Origin of the sequence: Feifania hominis (genome assembly GCF_014384765.1) — a bacterium.
Classification (GTDB): Bacteria; Bacillota; Clostridia; order Oscillospirales; family Feifaniaceae; genus Feifania; species Feifania hominis.
The window spans coordinates 271,102-287,158 of sequence record NZ_JACRSP010000001.1; the positions used below are offsets into that span (position 1 = coordinate 271,102).

Sequence of the window (16,057 nt, forward strand, 5' to 3'; positions counted from 1 at the left end):
TGTATGGTAAAGAAGGTACTGTCATGGGTCTGAGTGTAGGGATCGACGTCGGTTCCACCACAGTCAAAGTGGTGGTGCTGGATGATGGCATCGTCCGTTTTTGGCGCTATGAGCGCCATTTGTCACAGGTGCGGCAAAAGACGGTGGAGCTGCTCGGCGAGGCACGTGAACTGCTGGAGGGCAGAGAGTTTTCCGTCGCGGTATCGGGCTCGGCTGGCCTCGGCATGGCTAAGGCTGCGGGCCTGCCTTTTATTCAGGAGGTCTTTGCAACCGCCCAGGCGGTGGAACACAGCGGTGAATCGGTCGACATTGTCATTGAGCTCGGCGGAGAGGATGCGAAAATCATCTTTTTGTCCGGTGGGCTCGATGAGCGTATGAACGGCTCCTGTGCCGGCGGCACCGGAGCTTTTATCGACCAGATGGCGACGCTTTTGAATGTCACGGCGGACGAGCTCGACCGTCTCTCGCTCGAGCACGAGAAAATCTATCCCATCGCGTCGCGCTGTGGTGTGTTTGCCAAATCGGATATACAGCCGCTTCTCAACCAGGGTGCAAACAAGGCGGATGTCGCGGCGAGCATCTTTCAGGCTGTGGTCGATCAGACGATCACAGGTCTTGCCCAGGGGCGTGAGCTCAAAGGGCGCATTGCATTTCTCGGCGGGCCGCTCTACTTTTTCGAGGGACTGCGACGGCGCTTTGTCGAGACGCTGGGACTTGCGCAGGAGCAGGCGCTCTTTCCCGACTGGGGCATCTATGCCGTCGCAATCGGCACGGCGCTCTATGCGCAGGAACAGGGCGAGAGCTTTGCCTGCGATCCGCTGCTCGACAAACTGCGCGCATCGACCGGTCAAATCACCCACAGAAATACGCTGCCCGCACTCTTTGCCGATGAGGCGGAGTATGAGGCTTTCCTCACGCGGCACAGTGCTGCGGGCGTTGCGACGGCCGATGCGTCGACATACGAGGGCAGGGCCTATCTCGGCGTCGACTGCGGCAGCACGACGACCAAGGTTGTGCTGCTCACCGAGGACGACCGTATTCTCTACCAGTATTACAGCTCCAACAGAGGCAACCCCGTCTCGGTGATCCGCGGTCAGTTGATGCAGATTCGAGAGCTCTGCGGCGAGCGGATCACCATTGCGGGCAGCGTGGCAACGGGATACGGCGAGGACCTGGTCAAGAGTGCGTTCCACTTTGATGCGGGCGTGGTTGAGACCATGGCCCACTTCAAGGCGGCGCGCCACTTCTGCCCGGATGTGGACTTTATCCTCGACATCGGCGGCCAGGACATCAAGTGCTTTAAAATCCGAAACAACTCCATTGACAGCATCATGCTCAATGAGGCCTGTTCGTCGGGCTGCGGCTCCTTTGTCGAAACCTTTGCGAGCACCATGGGCTACGACATTGAGGAATTTGCGAAGCTCGGCCTGCTCGCCGAGCACCCGGTCGACCTCGGTTCGCGGTGCACGGTGTTTATGAACTCCTCCGTCAAGCAGGCCCAGAAAGAGGGTGCGACCGTTGCCGACATCTCGGCGGGCCTCTCCATCAGCGTAGTCAAAAACGCCATTTACAAGGTCATCCGCGCGCGCAGCGCAGAGGAACTCGGCTCCCGCGTGGTGGTGCAGGGCGGCACGTTCTACAACGACGCTGTGCTGCGGAGCTTTGAACGGGAGCTCGGCCTCGAGGTCACGCGCCCCGCCATTGCGGGGCTGATGGGTGCGTTCGGCGCGGCGCTCTACGCGAAAGAGCTGCCGCTTCGCTATTCGACAACCCTCGGCCTCGAAGAGCTCAAAGGCTTTGCCCACACGGCGAAAGCGACCACATGCGGTCTGTGTACCAACCACTGCAATTTGACGGTAAACACCTTTTCGGACGGCTCTCACTACATATCGGGAAACCGCTGTGAGCGCCCGCTCGGCCACCGGCACGAGAAGAAGCTGCCGAATCTCTACGAGTACAAGCTCGAACGCATCAAGGCTCTGCGGGGCCGCCCCGGACCGCGGGGGAAGATCGGTGTGCCGCTCGGGCTCAACATGTTTGAAAATCTTCCGTTTTGGCACACCTTTCTCACTGAGCTCGGCTACGAGGTGGTGCTGTCGGATCTCTCGTCGCCGGCACTCTACAACAGCGGCCGCCGGACCATTCCGTCCGACACGGCCTGCTACCCGGCAAAGTTGATGCACGGCCACATTGAGAACCTGCTTGACAAGGGGATCGACACCATCTTTTACCCCTGTATGAGCTACAATTTTGACGAGGGAAAGGGCGACAATCACTACAATTGTCCCGTCGTCGCCTACTACCCGGAGCTGCTGCGCGGCAACATTGACCGGCTCGCGCAGGTGCGCTTTCTCTACCCGTACTTCGGCCTTCACCGCCCCAGGGACTTTGTCAAGCGCGCCACGAGATATTTTCGAGAGCTCGACCCCACCATCTCACTGCCGCAGGTACGAAGAGCGGCGGATCTTGGCTACGCCGAGTATGCGCGCTGGCATGAGGAGCTCTGCGCCGAGGGGAGCCGTGCCATTGCGGCGGCGCGCGAGGCCGGCAGGCCGATGATCGTACTTGCGGGGCGCCCCTACCATGTAGACCCTGAGATCAACCACGGCATCGATAAGCTGATTTCTTCGTTCGGCATCGCGGTTCTCACCGAGGACAGTGTGGCGGATCTGGTCGACCCGCAGAGAGTCAGGGTACTCAACCAGTGGACATATCATGCGCGTCTCTACAACGCCGCAAAGTACTGCACGCTGCAAAACGACACCGAACTGGTACAGCTGGTCTCATTCGGCTGCGGACTTGATGCCATCACGACCGATGAGGTGCGCGACATTCTCGAGCGGGGCGGTAAATTCTATACGGCGCTGAAAATTGATGAGATCAGCAACCTCGGCGCAGCCCGCATTCGCATCCGTAGTCTGCTCGGCGCAATGGAGGAGCGCAACACCAGACGAGAAAACGAGGAAGAACAGGCATGAAAAAACGACATGACGGCGCATCTGAGTACGCCGTTTTTACCAAAGAGATGAAAAAGACCCACACAATTCTGCTGCCCATGATGCTGCCGACGCACTTTGCACTGATCAACCATCTGATGCATGAGCACGGCTACAAGTCTGAGGTCATGACAAACGACAGCAGAAGTGTGGTGGAGGCCGGTGTTGAGTCGGTGCACAACGACACCTGCTACCCGGCGCTCCTGGTCATCGGTCAGATGCTCGATGCCATCCGCAGCGGGAAATACGATCCCAAGCGAATCGCTTTCATGATCACCCAGACGGGCGGCGGCTGCCGGGCGTCAAACTATATTGCGCTGCTTCGCAAGGCGCTGGAGAAAAACGGCTATGGCGATATTCCCGTCATCTCCATGAATCTTGCGGGGCTCGAGTCGAGCCCGGGTTTTCAATTGACGCCGACTTTCTGCATGCAGCTGGTGTATGCAGTGGTCATCGGCGATCTGTTGATGCTGCTGCAAAACCAGTGCCGGCCCTATGAGAAGACGCCGGGCGATACCGACCGGATGGTCAGCAGATGGACCGAACGAATCATCCGCGAGATGAGCGGCCGCAGCGTGCTGCGCTACGCCGGGCTCAAAAAACTCTACCCGGAAATTCTGCAGGATTTCGCATCAATTCCAAGACACGGCGAAAAAAAGGTACGGGTGGGAATTGTGGGCGAGATCTATGTCAAGTATTCACCGCTTGGCAACAACCACCTCGAGGAATTTCTGCTCGCCGAGGGGGCAGAGCCCGTCGTGCCGGGGCTTGTCGGCTTCTGTATGTACTGTGCCTACAATGCGCGTGTCGACCGCAAACTCTATGGGGGCGGGCTGCTGCGTGTGCTGGGTTCCAATGTTGCCTATCGCTTTTTTGACAGACGAAACAGGGAGATGGCCGATGCCATTCGGCGTCATGGTGTCTTCACCGCACCGGGGGACTTCTCCAAGACGGTCCGCCTCGCGTCGGAGTATGTCAATCTCGGCGTCAAAATGGGCGAGGGGTGGTTGCTGCCCGGCGAGATGGCGGAGCTGCTTGAGAGCGGGGTGAACAACATTGTCTGCACCCAGCCGTTCGGCTGTCTGCCGAACCACATTGCGGGTAAGGGAGTCGTCAACGAGCTCAAGCGCCGAAACGAGGGAGCAAACATCGTGGCAATCGACTACGACCCTGGCGCCAGCGAGGTCAACCAGCAGAACAGAATCAAAATGATGCTCGCCAATGCCCGCCGTGAAAAGCAGCAGGCAGGCGGCGCACAGAATTTTCGTATGGAGAAACCGGAACCGTCCATGCGTTAGGAAAAAGACAGCGGCCCGTGAACAGATTTGTTCGCGGGCCGTTTTTGCTGTCGAGTTCGATACACAACTTTTTGAAAGTCACATATGATAAAGAGGAGTCCAAATACCTAGTTTAGGAGGAACATATCTGTGAACTACTACGATTTTCAAAATAGAGCGAACTGCGGCACAAATCAGAGCTGCAATTGCCAGAACAACTGCCGCCCGACCTGCTGCCTGACCGGTCCGACGGGGCCGCAGGGACCGCAGGGCCTCATCGGCCCGAGAGGGCCCCAGGGTCTGCCCGGCCAGGTGGGCCCGCAGGGTCCGCAGGGCATTGCAGGTCCGCAGGGTCCCGCCGGCGCCGTCGGCGCACAGGGCCCGACGGGCCCGACCGGAGCCACAGGCGTAACGGGTGCGACCGGCGCTACCGGTGCCCAGGGCATTCAGGGCATTCAGGGTGCGACCGGCGCGACTGGCGCCACCGGTCTCTCCGGTACCGGCGCGACCGGTGCCACGGGTCCGCAGGGTCCCACGGGCGCAACCGGCCCGACTGGTCCCACTGGTCCGACGGGCGCGACTGGCGCAACCGGTGATGCGGGTGCAACTGGTCCCACCGGTCCGACGGGTCCGACCGGCGCCACCGGCGACGCGGGAGCTGTCGGCGCAGCAGGTCCGACCGGTCCGACGGGTCCGACTGGCCCGACCGGTGCAACCGGTGACGCAGGCGCTGTCGGCGCAGAGGGCCCGACCGGTCCTACCGGTCCGACTGGCCCAACTGGCGCCACCGGTGATGCAGGTGCCGCCGGCGCCGCGGGTGCAGAGGGTCCCACCGGCCCGACTGGCCCGACGGGTCCCACCGGTCCGACGGGTACCGTCACGCCTGCCGCCCCCGTCGCGGATGCGACAAGTACGACAGACGTCGTGACGCAGTTCAACGAGTTGCTTGCGAACATGCGTACGGCAGGTCTTCTTGAAACCTGATGATTTTCCCAGAGAAAAAGGGCGGACAGCTTTGGCTGTCCGCCCTCCTTTGCGCTAATAGAGTACAAGCAGGTAACGAATCCAGAGACGCTTCAGCCGGGGGAGCTCCCGGTCAAGACGCGCAGTCTCGCGGTTGAGATACTCCAGCATGGCGGTCCGTTCATCGGCTGTCAGAGTGTGCTGGCTGAACATGGCTTTGCGGGCGAGAGACTCCATCTGCTCGTCACAGTGCGCCCCCCACGGGAGAAGCCGCTGAAGACAGCTGTAGGCGTGGATGGCGGCACGGTTGGGATTCGGGTCGTTCAGCCTGCGCCGGCGCCGGCGGCACAGAAGCGCCCGGCGCGCCGCCAGCAGACAGAGCATGAGAAGCGTGGCTCCCACTGCGATGCGTATGGCGTCTGCGCCGGAGCCGCCCGGCCGCGGAGCTTCCTCTTCCGGCTCGGGGGTATCCAAACTCTCCGGTTCGTCGGGCTCATCCGGTACAGGGGGCTCGGGCTGCGGGTCGTCTGTTGTGGGCACATCATTGGGCTCGGCCGGCGTGATGGGCGGCTCGGCCATCTCGCCGCCGCCGGGTGTCACTTCGACAGGATACCAGCCGTAGCCGTCAAGGTAGATTTCGACCCAGGCATGGGCCGCAGAATCGGGGATGTCGAAGCCGCCGGCCTCGGGCAGAAGCGCGGCAAAACCACCGACATAGCGTGCGGGAATTCCCTGCGCGCGCAGCAGAAGTGTGGCCGCACTTGCATAGTGCATGCAGTATCCGCGCCGGCTTGCTGTGAGAAAGTGAAGCACAAAGTCCTCGCCCGGTGCGGCGGGGGTCTGCGCGTCATACTCGGTTGTCATGTCGAGAAGTGCCGCCACGGTCAAAGCCTGCCGAATCGGCTCGCGGTACAGAGCGGGAAGCTCTGACAGATCGCCGGTATCGGGGGGCGGGAGCGTCTGTGCAAGTTCCCGCCAGGGACGAATTCCCTCATAGAACCCCTCGGGAAGTGTGAGGTAATTGCGGTAGACAAATTCACGATAGGCGGCCTCAGCGTCAGCGGCCACTCCCGTGAGCGGATCGAACGTATCCTCACGCAGAGGAGCGCAGCTGTAAACCATGGTGTGAATGTGACTGCCTGCCAGCGGCGCGAGATGCGTGTCGCCGACAAAACCGGCGTTCTCCACACCACCCGAGACAGGGGCGAGCTGGTAGGGAATGTAAACGCAGCCGTTCGGCGCGCCGAGGTTTTCAACCGTGATGGTGTGAAAATCTTTCTGTAAATTTACGAGAGCGGGGAAGTAAAATGGGTTTTCCAGGCCGGACAGCGAAGTGAGGTGTTGGTAAGCACTCTCGTCGAGAGGTTCCCAGCTCACACCGGTGTAGACGGCGCTGGAGTAGCCGCGCAGATAGAGGCTCCCCGGCTGATCGGCCGTCACGTGCAGCAGCGTTCGGCCCGTGTAGCGCAGCGGCCCGCCGGACAGAGGAACTCGCTCGTCGGAGCCGGCTGTCAGCACGGTGCGAGTCAGTTTGCTGCCGAGATTGATGAGCGTGTTCTGCGCCTGCGCCGCCCAGCGGGGAAACCGATAGGAGTCCTCTGGGAGCGCGGCGGTGAGAAAGAAGAGCAGCAGCGCAACAGTGGGCAGACTCACTGCGGTGAAGCGGCTGCGATCCGCCGCACTGCTGTGGCGCACGAGAGAACCCAGAGCAAGCACAAGCAGACTTGCCGTGAGCGCCATGACGGCGCCCCAGGCGGGAAAGGACTCCGCGAGAAGCGCGGGAATCAGTGGGGGCAGAGCGGCGAGGGCCGTGAGCAGGGTGGAGCGCCGGCAGAGGATTGTCCAGCCGAGCAGCAGCGCAAATCCCACTGCCAGAAGACCCAGCCAGAGGGTGCCCGCGCGTGTCCCCTGCTCGGCGATGTAGCCGGCCGGGAGTTCAATGGGATCAAAGAGACCGAGCCCATCGGCAAGTGTGTTTACCACAGCCCCGTAGAGATAGAGATCGCTTTCCAGGAGCGCCTGCCAATAGTGCTTCAGTGCAAGGACGTAGCCGAGAGCGGTGAGCAGAAGCGCCGCCCAGCGGTATCGCGGCAGGGAGAGGACGGCATACGAGTAGGCGGTAAAACCAAGACAGCAGACGGCCAGAACAACCGTGTCAGTTTGGATTCCATAGGCGGTGGCAAGCCCGAAGAGAAGCCCTGAGAGAGCAAGCAGAAGCACGAGAGCCTCGTTGAGCCGGCCGAGGATGCACCACAGACGATGGGTAGTCTTACCCGTACTCATGGCGTCACCTCCTCGGTGGGCGGAATGTGCAAATGGTATACGGGTCCCGCCAGACCGTCGAGGACGACGGGCGCCGGGACAGGCCTCTGCGGCGCGGCCCGATCGCCGAGCACGGCTGCCAGAGCGGCGGACAGTTCAGCATCACAGCGAACCGGATGACGGCGCAGCGCGTCGTCCTGGCCGGCCCACTGCACATAGCAGACTTCACCAGAGTCGAGCAGAGCCCGGCACAGCGAGCAGACCTGATCGAGCACACCGTCGAGCTCCTGCGGCGTCCCGGCATGGTCGAAGCTCAGAAGCCAGGGGGGACGCTGCTGGCCGGTCGGTTCGCGGACAACAGGCTCATCAAACTTCGCCGTCAATTTCCAGTGGATGGAGCGAAGCGGATCGCCGGGGCGGTAAGCGCGCAGTTCGTATTCCTCTCCCCGGCGCCCGGCCGCCTGCGGGCTCTGTTCTGCGGTAGTGAGAAGCGGTGCGGATGCAGGGACCGATACGGGGTTACAGTGGGGCAAAATCAGCATGGAAGCCGATGTACTGGGGCGGCGAAATGCGACAAGCCCCAGACAGTCGCACACCCGAACGCGTGTGATTTGACAGACGAGCTCGCCGCAGTGGTCTGTAGCGGCGGGATGGGAGAGAATTCTGTGGGAGGAGACCGGGCGGAGAGCCGCGGGCAGCGACTGCATCTCGCCGGTCAGACGGTTTTCGGTGCGGAGCGTGAAGCTCATACCAGCGAGAGGCAGCCCCATGCCGTTTGCGATCTCGATGCGCCAGTGGGCGTCGCCTCCGCGCGGGACCTCTGCGTCGCCCGCTGAGACCGTCACGCGGCAGCTGAGCATGGCGGGAAGGCTGATCAGAAGAGACAGTACAGGCACACAGAGGACAAGCACCCAAAGAAAGTGGGCAAGATAGGTGGTATTGAAAATTTGAAACAGGGTCGCAACGAGCAGCGCGCCCCCGTACAGCAGCCGCCGGCGCAGCATATCAGCGGATCCGCGGCGGCTTGACCGAACGCAGAATCTCCCGAACCGGCGCGCTGCTGTCGGCGCGGGCCTGTCCCGGTTCAGGGGAGAGAAGCAGACGGTGGGCGACCGCATCCTCAAAGAGGGAGGCCACGTCCTCAGGAATCACATAGTCACGCCCGCAGCTCAGCGCACGGGCGCGGCTGACTGTCGCGAGTGCGAGGGTAGCGCGGGGGCTTGCCCCCTGCAGAATGAGGGGGTGGCTTCTTGTCGCGCAGACGAGCCGAATCACATAGGCGAGCACCTCGTCGCAGATGTGCACCCGGCCGACAGCCTGCTTGAGAGCGCAGAGCTGTGACTCGCCGAGCACCTGTTTTACCTGGTCGAGCGGGCGGCTTGTCCCACTGCGGCGAAGCAGTTCGAGCTCGTCTTCCGGCGCGGGGTAGCCGATGGACAGGCGCAGCATAAAGCGGTCCATCTGCGAGTCGGGCAGCAGCTGAGTCCCCGAGGCTCCGGTGGGATTCTGGGTTGCAATCACCAGAAAAGGCTGGGGAATCGGGTGTGTTTTGCCGTCCACTGTGACCTGGCCCTCCTCCATGGCCTCAAGCAGTGCGGACTGGGTGCGGCTGGTGGCCCGGTTGAGCTCGTCGGCCAGAAAGAGATTGCAGAATACGGCGCCGGGCTGGTAGTCCATATGCCCGGTCTCTCTGTTGAAGACAGAGAAGCCCGTGATGTCCGACGGCATGACGTCGGGGGTGAACTGCACCCGGCTGTAGCGCAGCCCGAGAGCTCTTGAGAAAGCGAGAGCCATGGTGGTTTTTCCCACACCCGGAATGTCTTCAAGAAGCACATGGCCGCCCGCGAGAACTGCGAGTAGCACCTTTTCCAAAACCGTATCTTTGCCGACGACGGCCTTTTTGACCTCGGCGACCACATCGGCGATCTGTTGCATTTCACTCATGATATCAGCAAGCCCTTTCTGCGGGATGAATACGGCCATACGGCCGGTCGTGATACTGTGATCTTCATTGTAACATCTGGAGCATACTCCAAGTCAAGGGGCTTTCTCTGAATCTTGACAGAATTGCCGCATAGAATACGCCCGGGCGCAGATCCGGCGCCGGGTGACCGGCGCCGGATCTATTCGTGAAAGGCCCGCCTGAGCTTGAGCAGGGCTTTCTTCTCAATGCGGGAGACATAGGAGCGGGAGATGCCGAGCTGTTTTGCGACTTCCCGCTGGGTGCGCGGGGTCGTATCATAGAGGCCGTAGCGGCGCACGACGATGTTTTTCTCCCGGTCGGTCAGCATGGTGTCGACCGCCTGGTAGAGCGCACGCACTTTCATCTTGAGCTCCACGTCCTCGAGAATGGAGTCCTCGCAGCTGAGTACCTCGAGAAGCGTTAAGTTGTTGCCGTCCTTATCGGTCTCAATGGTGTCGTTGATGCTCACGTCGGTCTGCTTTTTCTTGATGTTGCGAAAATACATGAGAATCTCGTTTTCAATGCACTTTGCCGCATAGGTCGCAAGGCGGATTCCCTTGTCGACATCAAAGGTATTGATGGCCTTGATCAGGCCGATGGTGCCAATGGAGATGAGATCCTCCTGGTCGCGGGAGTGGGAGTAGTACTTTTTGATGATGTGTGCGACAAGCCGCAGATTTCGCTCGACGAGCAGATTGCGCGCCTCGCGGTCGCCGTCTCTGGCGAGCAGCAGGTACTTTCGCTCCTCCTCGGCCGAGAGGGGCTTTGGAAAGGAGCTGGAGCCCGTGATGTAGAGAATGAGAAACAGCAGATTGAGCGACGCAAATGAGAGCGATAAAAACATGATTGTGACCTCCCGAATTCCCCGTAGTAGTCTCATTTTATGAGAGAAGCCGCCGAAATCTGCAAGTCCGATAAAATTAATGCCGAATGAAGAAAATATGAAATTTCTATGAAGAACCGCGACACGAAAGCTCTTCTGTGTTAAAATCGGCCCAAATCGGGAATACTGCGAGGTGATGTGTACCGAGAGGGCAATTTGACAAATTCGAGTCAAAACAGTATCATGGTTTTGACACTGAAATGTAAAACAAAACCAACATTCGCTGGAATAGATTCCAAATCCCATGCTTGCATGGCCTTTTGGGAGGGATACTCATGGAACAGGACAATCAGCATGTGAATCGACGGGGAGCGCACAGCGCGCCGAGCCGCAGCGGCTCGCGGGCAGACGCGCCCAGAACGAAGAAAAAACGCCGCGGCGTCACGGTGGGAAAGGTACTTTTGACCATCTTTCTCATCTGCTGTATCGCGGGCGTCATCGTGCTCGGCGCGTTTGCGTACTATGTGTTCCGCATCGTGGATCCGACACTTGACGCGGGGCTTGAAAATTTCAAGCTCAACTACACCAGCTACATCTACTACACCGACAAGGAGACCGGCGAACCGGTGGAGCTTGAAAAGCTCTACTCCGGCTCCAAGCGAGTCTGGGTCGATCTCTCCCAGATACCGAAGTACATGCAGGATGCTGCCATCGCCATTGAAGATCAGCGCTTTGAGAGCCACCACGGCGTGGACTGGAAGCGCACTGCCGGCGCGGTCGTTCAGCTGGTCACTGGCGGCAGCCGCTACGGCGGCTCGACCATCACCCAGCAGCTCATCAAGAACCTCACCGGCGAGGACGATGTGAGCATCAAGCGCAAGATTCAGGAGATCATGCGCGCACTGGAGCTCGAGAAGCAGTACAGCAAGGATCAGATTCTCGAGTACTATCTCAACACGATCTTTCTCAGCCAGAACTGCAACGGCGTTCAGGCGGCGGCGCAGACCTACTTTGGTAAAAACGTCAGCGAGCTCAGCCTCGCCGAGTGCGCCTCCATCATCGGCATCACCCAGTACCCGGGCAAGTACGACCCACTGGTACACCCGGACAACAACAAGCAGAAACAGGAGCTCGTACTGGGCAAAATGCTCGAGCTCGAAATGATCACCCAGCAGGAGTACGACAACGCGGTTGCCGAGGAGCTCGTCTTCCGCAAGAAGTCCGACAACAGCGACGACGACTTCTCCGGTGTGCAGAGCTACTATGTCGACCAGGTCATTGAGGATGTCATCGCCGATCTGATGGAGACCAAGGGATACACCTACGATTACGCAGAGCGCATGGTCTACGCCGGAGGACTGCACATCTACAGCGCCATGGACAAGGACATCCAGAAGACCATGGACAGCGTCTTCCAAAACGAGGAGAATTTCCCGACCCTCGCGGGAGACGTGCAGCCGACCGCCTCGATGGTGGTCATGGATCCCTACACCGGCGCGGTGCTCGGCATTGTCGGCGGCAGGGGAGAGAAGACCACAGCACGCGGACTCAACTATGCGACTCAGACCTATCGTGGCCCCGGATCGACCATCAAGCCGCTGGCGGTCTACGCCCCGGCCATTGAGTACGGCGTCATCACCCCGGGCAGCGTCTACGACGATGCACCGGTTCGCACCGACAAGCTCTACCCGAAGAACTACGACAGCAACTCCAAGGGCTTTACCGGTATGATGAGCATCAAGACAGCGGTTGCCAAGTCCACGAACACTGTCGCCATGCGCGTGCTGATGGATCTCGGCACCGACCGCTCGTTCCACTTCCTGCACGACAACCTCGGTGTCGACTCACTGGTTGAAAAGCAGGTCATCAACGGAAAGACCTATTCGGATATCGACCTTGCGCCGCTGTCTCTCGGCGGTCTGACCAAGGGCGTCTCGGTTCTTGACTGGACGGCGGCCTACTGCGCCTTTGTCAACAAGGGCATTTACACCGAACCCTACACCTACACCAAGGTGACCGACTCCAACGGCAAGGTCATTCTGGAGAAAGTGCCGGAGACCACCATCGCCATGCGCGAGCAGACCGCCTATCTGATCAACCAACTTCTCGTCAATGTCGTACAGAGCGGAACCGGTACCCCGGCAAAAATTTCGGGCATGACCATCGCCGGCAAGACCGGTACCACGAGCGACGACAAGGACCGCTGGTTTGTTGGGTATTCGCCCTACTATGTCGGAACGGTATGGTTTGGCTATGAAAAGCCCAAGGAGATCAAGTACAGCGGCACAAATCCCGCGCTCAAGCTCTGGAAAGCGGTGATGAGCGAGATTCACGAGGGCCTGCCGAACAAGCAGTTCTTCTCCACCACGGGAATCGTGCAGGCGGAGTACTGCCTCGACAGCGGCAAGATTCCCACTGAGTACTGTAAGATCGACAAGCGCGGCGGGCGCATCGCGACTGCAAGCTATATCAAGGGCACGGAGCCGACGGAGTACTGCGACGTGCATGTGCCGGCGACCATCTGCGCGGATACGCTGATGATTGCGGGGCCCTACTGCCCGGTGGCGACCAATCGAACGGTGGGTCTGCTCAACATCAAGCGCGAATACCAGTACAATCTGACGATTGCGGATGCCCAGTACACCTATTTGCCTCTGCCCGACGGCTACACCTACCCGACGGGACTGGTACCGGTTTACACCAATATGCTCACAGCCGGTTCCTATACGGGTCTCTCGTCGTCGGTTCAGTACCCGACAAACTGCCTGTGCACCTACCATACGGCCCCGACTGTGACAGAGCCGGTTGACCCCAATGATCCCAATAACCCGGTGGATCCCAACAACCCGACCGATCCGAATCATCCGACGGATCCCGAAAATCCACCAGACCCGAATACGCCGGATGATCCCACAACACCGACGCATCCGACCGATCCGCCCGTGGATCCCACGCAGCCGGATCAGCCCATTCACTAGTGTAAAAAGCCCGCCGAGAGGCGGGCTTTTTGACGAGTTGGTACGATTGAAAAAAGCAGAGCGAAAGAGCACGGCGCTTTCGCTCTGTTCTCTATTTGAGTTTTCGATAGCATTTTCGAAGCAGGTCCACCGGCACGACGAGAAGAGAGAGTGCGAGCACAAAGAGCAGCTCCGAAAGCCGCAGGCCGGCTGTGCGAAAGAGTGAGCCGCCGAAGTAGATCAGCGCGAGCTGAACGGCGGTGACCAGCGCCATGATGGTGATAAACGAGTGATTTTCCCGCAGGTGGGCCAAAAGATTCAAACGGTTGGTACGCGCGTTGAACGAGTTTAATATGCCGGTGAAGATAAACAGAGCGAAGAATGCCGTCATGAAGTAGATCGGATTTTCATCAAAGCGGAAGAGGGGGCGTATCCAGTCGGTCTTCAAAAAGAAGATGCACAGCGCGACGGTGAAACAGCCCATGCAGAATACCTGGCCGAACATCGGGCCTGTCATAACGGGGTCGAGCCGGTTTTTCGGCGGTTCCTGCATGTACTCCGCAAGCGGCGCTTCCCCGGCGAAAGCAAGCCCTGCGAGAGTGTCCATGATGATGTTGATCCACAGCATCTGAATGACGGTCACAGGCGCGTCAATGCCAATGAATGGACCGATGATGGACACGCCGACGGCACAGAGATTCATGGTCAGCTGAAAGACAATGAACTTTTGAATGCTCTTGAAGATGGTGCGGCCATAGAGAATGGCCTTGCCGATGGAGGCGAAGTTGTTGTCGAGAATGATGATGTCGCCCGCCTCTTTGGCGACTTCGGTGCCGCTGCCCATGGCGAAGCCCACGTCGGCCTTTTTGAGGGCGGGCGCATCGTTGATGCCGTCGCCGGTCATTCCGACGACGAGACCCTGCTCCTGGGCGATGCGCACAAGGCGGCTCTTGTCGGTGGGCAGCGCCCGCGCAACAACCCGGATGTCGGGCAGAAGCCGGGCGAGCTCGCCGTCCGAGAGGCGGCGCAGCTCGGCGCTGTCGAGAATTCTCTCTCTGCGGCTGCCGGTGAGCAGCCCCGCTTCACGTGCGATGGCGGCGGCCGTGTCGCGGTTGTCGCCGGTGATCATCACCACCTGAACGCCTGCGCCCTGTACCTGCTGTACGGCCCGGCGCGCCTCGGGGCGAATCTCGTCGCGGATACCGACAAGGCCGATGAGAATGAGGTCGTCAAAGTCGCCCTGTTCGGTGACGGGTGATTCGCTCACAGCGAGAACCAGAACCCGCACGGCGTCGCGGGTGAGTTCCTGCCACTTCTGATTGAGCGGATACACGCGCGTCAGCGGCCGAATATCACCGCTCTCGGTGTAATAGCGCCGGCAGTGGGCGAGAAGCTTCTCGGGTGCCCCCTTGACAAAGGTGTGTTGAAAAGCGCCCGTGACGGCGGCAGTTGAGAATTTGCGCGCGCTGTCAAAGGGAATTCCCCCGCGCTTCTGGCAGACGGGAAGCCCTGTCGGAAGAGGGAGGACAAAGCCCAGCAGAGCCCGGTCGGTCGCGTTGCCGCCGAGCGGCTCACCGTCGGAGAGCATGCTCTCGCTGTTGTGTACGCTCGACAGCGCGAGCAGATCAAAGAGCCGGGTACCCCGGGGCAGAGGTCGGGTGTCGTCGTAGCAGACTGCGTCGCCCGTGATGAGGCAGGTGGCTGCAAGCTTGCCGCGGGTCAGTGTGCCTGTCTTGTCGGTGAAGAGCAGATTGATGCCGCCGGCCGTCTCAATGCCGACGAGCTTTCGCACCATGACATGGTCTTTCTGCATACGGAACATGTTGCGCGAGAGCACCACTGTAATCATCATCGGCAGCCCCTCGGGCACGGCGACGACGAGAACGGTGACGGCCAGTGTGACCGCGTGCAGAATATTTGAGAGCATGGCCCCGGGATTCTGGAGCTCTGCGAGCATGAGCTCGGGGTGACCGCCGTAGTTGAGAACGACGGAGTTGAGCAGATCGGCGATGCCGGTCAGGGCGGCTGCAACATAGCCGAAGCGGCTGATGACACGGGCGAGGTGGGCGAGTTTCGCCTTGAGAGGGCTCTCGCGCGTGTCCTCCTGCATCTCAAGTGAGAGCGCGCCGTAAAAAGTTCTGTCGCCGACCGCCTGCACAAGCAGCACGCCGTCACCGGCTGTGACGACGCTGCCGCGAAAGAGCTGGTTTTTCTCGCGCAGGTCGGGCGAGGAAAAGTCACCCGGTCCGGGGTGCTTTGTGACCTCTTTGCTCTCGCCGTTGAGGGCGGACTGATCGACGGTGAGCCTGCCCGAGATCAGAAGTCCGTCGGCCGGTACGCGCTCACCCGCCTGGAGCAGCACCAGATCGCCCACGACAATTTCGCCAATGGGGTGGCTTTTGACCCCGTCGGTGCGGCGCAGACGGCAGCTGATGCGCGCGGCGTCCTCCTGCAGTTTGATAAAGGCTGATTCGCTGCCGTACTCGGAGAGGGTGGAGACAAAGGTGGCGAGAAACAGCGCCACAGCGATTCCGGCCGACTCAAACCAGTTGGCGTGGCGAAACAGAAAGATCAGGTTGATGGCCAGCGCCGCGAGCAGAATTTTGATAATGGGGTCGCCAAAGCTCTCCAGATACTGGTGGAAAAAGGAATTTCTCTTTTTATGGCTCAGCTGGTTCGAGCCATTTTCACGTCGGGAACGCTCCACCTCCTCGGGGGAGAGACCGTGTCTGGAATGGGAGGGCTGACGCACATTTTTCACTCCTTTGCTTTTGTGGTTCGCAGCCGGCGGAAGGGAACACCCGCCGCTGACTACT

General features: G+C 60.2%; 8 protein-coding genes and 1 pseudogene. 4 read left to right on the forward strand and 5 right to left on the reverse strand.

From position 1 onward, the window contains the following. Nucleotides 1–23: 23 nt before the first annotated feature. The 3 genes and pseudogenes from H8695_RS01320 to H8695_RS01325 all read left to right on the forward strand — a co-directional run. Entirely contained in the window at nucleotides 24–2,978 is a 2,955-nt protein-coding gene (locus tag H8695_RS01320; RefSeq protein WP_283243537.1) for an acyl-CoA dehydratase activase, read from the forward strand. Then, on the forward strand, nucleotides 2,975–4,294 hold the full coding sequence (locus H8695_RS11565; protein WP_283243538.1) for a 2-hydroxyacyl-CoA dehydratase: 1,320 nt from the start codon (nucleotides 2,975–2,977) through the stop codon (nucleotides 4,292–4,294). Before H8695_RS01320 ends, H8695_RS11565 begins: the two co-directional genes overlap by 4 nt. Before the next feature lie 255 nt (nucleotides 4,295–4,549). After that, nucleotides 4,550–5,167 (forward strand): annotated as a pseudogene (locus H8695_RS01325) (collagen-like triple helix repeat-containing protein); the annotation flags it as partial. 144 nt (nucleotides 5,168–5,311) lie between these two features. Here the strand turns inward: H8695_RS01325 and H8695_RS01330 are convergent. From H8695_RS01330 to sigK, 4 genes are all read right to left on the reverse strand, one after another. Beyond that, nucleotides 5,312–7,519, reverse strand: coding sequence for a transglutaminase-like domain-containing protein (locus tag H8695_RS01330; RefSeq protein WP_249299009.1), 2,208 nt, complete (start codon nucleotides 7,517–7,519; stop codon nucleotides 5,312–5,314). Continuing rightward, entirely contained in the window at nucleotides 7,516–8,502 is a 987-nt protein-coding gene (locus tag H8695_RS01335; protein WP_249299010.1) for a DUF58 domain-containing protein, read from the reverse strand. Before H8695_RS01335 ends, H8695_RS01330 begins: the two co-directional genes overlap by 4 nt. A 1-nt stretch (nucleotide 8,503) precedes the next feature. Beyond that, nucleotides 8,504–9,442 carry an AAA family ATPase gene (locus tag H8695_RS01340; protein ID WP_249299011.1) on the reverse strand — a complete coding sequence of 313 codons (939 nt, stop codon included), beginning with the start codon at nucleotides 9,440–9,442 and terminating at the stop codon, nucleotides 8,504–8,506. A gap of 179 nt (nucleotides 9,443–9,621) precedes the next feature. Continuing rightward, nucleotides 9,622–10,305, reverse strand: coding sequence for an RNA polymerase sporulation sigma factor SigK (gene sigK, locus H8695_RS01345; protein ID WP_249299012.1), 684 nt, complete (start codon nucleotides 10,303–10,305; stop codon nucleotides 9,622–9,624). A gap of 314 nt (nucleotides 10,306–10,619) precedes the next feature. On the opposite strand from sigK, the gene H8695_RS01350 reads away from it, so the two are divergent. Beyond that, entirely contained in the window at nucleotides 10,620–13,262 is a 2,643-nt protein-coding gene (locus H8695_RS01350) for a transglycosylase domain-containing protein (protein ID WP_249299013.1), read from the forward strand. A gap of 91 nt (nucleotides 13,263–13,353) precedes the next feature. On the opposite strand, the gene H8695_RS01355 is transcribed toward H8695_RS01350, so the two are convergent. Beyond that, nucleotides 13,354–15,993, reverse strand: coding sequence for a calcium-translocating P-type ATPase, PMCA-type (locus H8695_RS01355; protein ID WP_249299014.1), 2,640 nt, complete (start codon nucleotides 15,991–15,993; stop codon nucleotides 13,354–13,356). Nucleotides 15,994–16,057 lie beyond the last annotated feature (64 nt).

Bases quoted from the DNA above. Each gene is read 5' to 3' on its own strand.
- H8695_RS01320 (WP_283243537.1), top strand. From the start codon at position 24: ATGGGTCTGAGTGTAGGGATCGACGTCGGTTCCACCACAGTCAAAGTG.
- H8695_RS11565 (WP_283243538.1), top strand. From the start codon at position 2,975: ATGAAAAAACGACATGACGGCGCATCTGAGTACGCCGTTTTTACCAAA.
- H8695_RS01350 (WP_249299013.1), top strand. From the start codon at position 10,620: ATGGAACAGGACAATCAGCATGTGAATCGACGGGGAGCGCACAGCGCG.
- H8695_RS01340 (WP_249299011.1), bottom strand. From the start codon at position 9,442: ATGAGTGAAATGCAACAGATCGCCGATGTGGTCGCCGAGGTCAAAAAG.
- sigK (WP_249299012.1), bottom strand. From the start codon at position 10,305: ATGTTTTTATCGCTCTCATTTGCGTCGCTCAATCTGCTGTTTCTCATT.
- H8695_RS01335 (WP_249299010.1), bottom strand. From the start codon at position 8,502: ATGCTGCGCCGGCGGCTGCTGTACGGGGGCGCGCTGCTCGTTGCGACC.
- H8695_RS01330 (WP_249299009.1), bottom strand. From the start codon at position 7,519: ATGAGTACGGGTAAGACTACCCATCGTCTGTGGTGCATCCTCGGCCGG.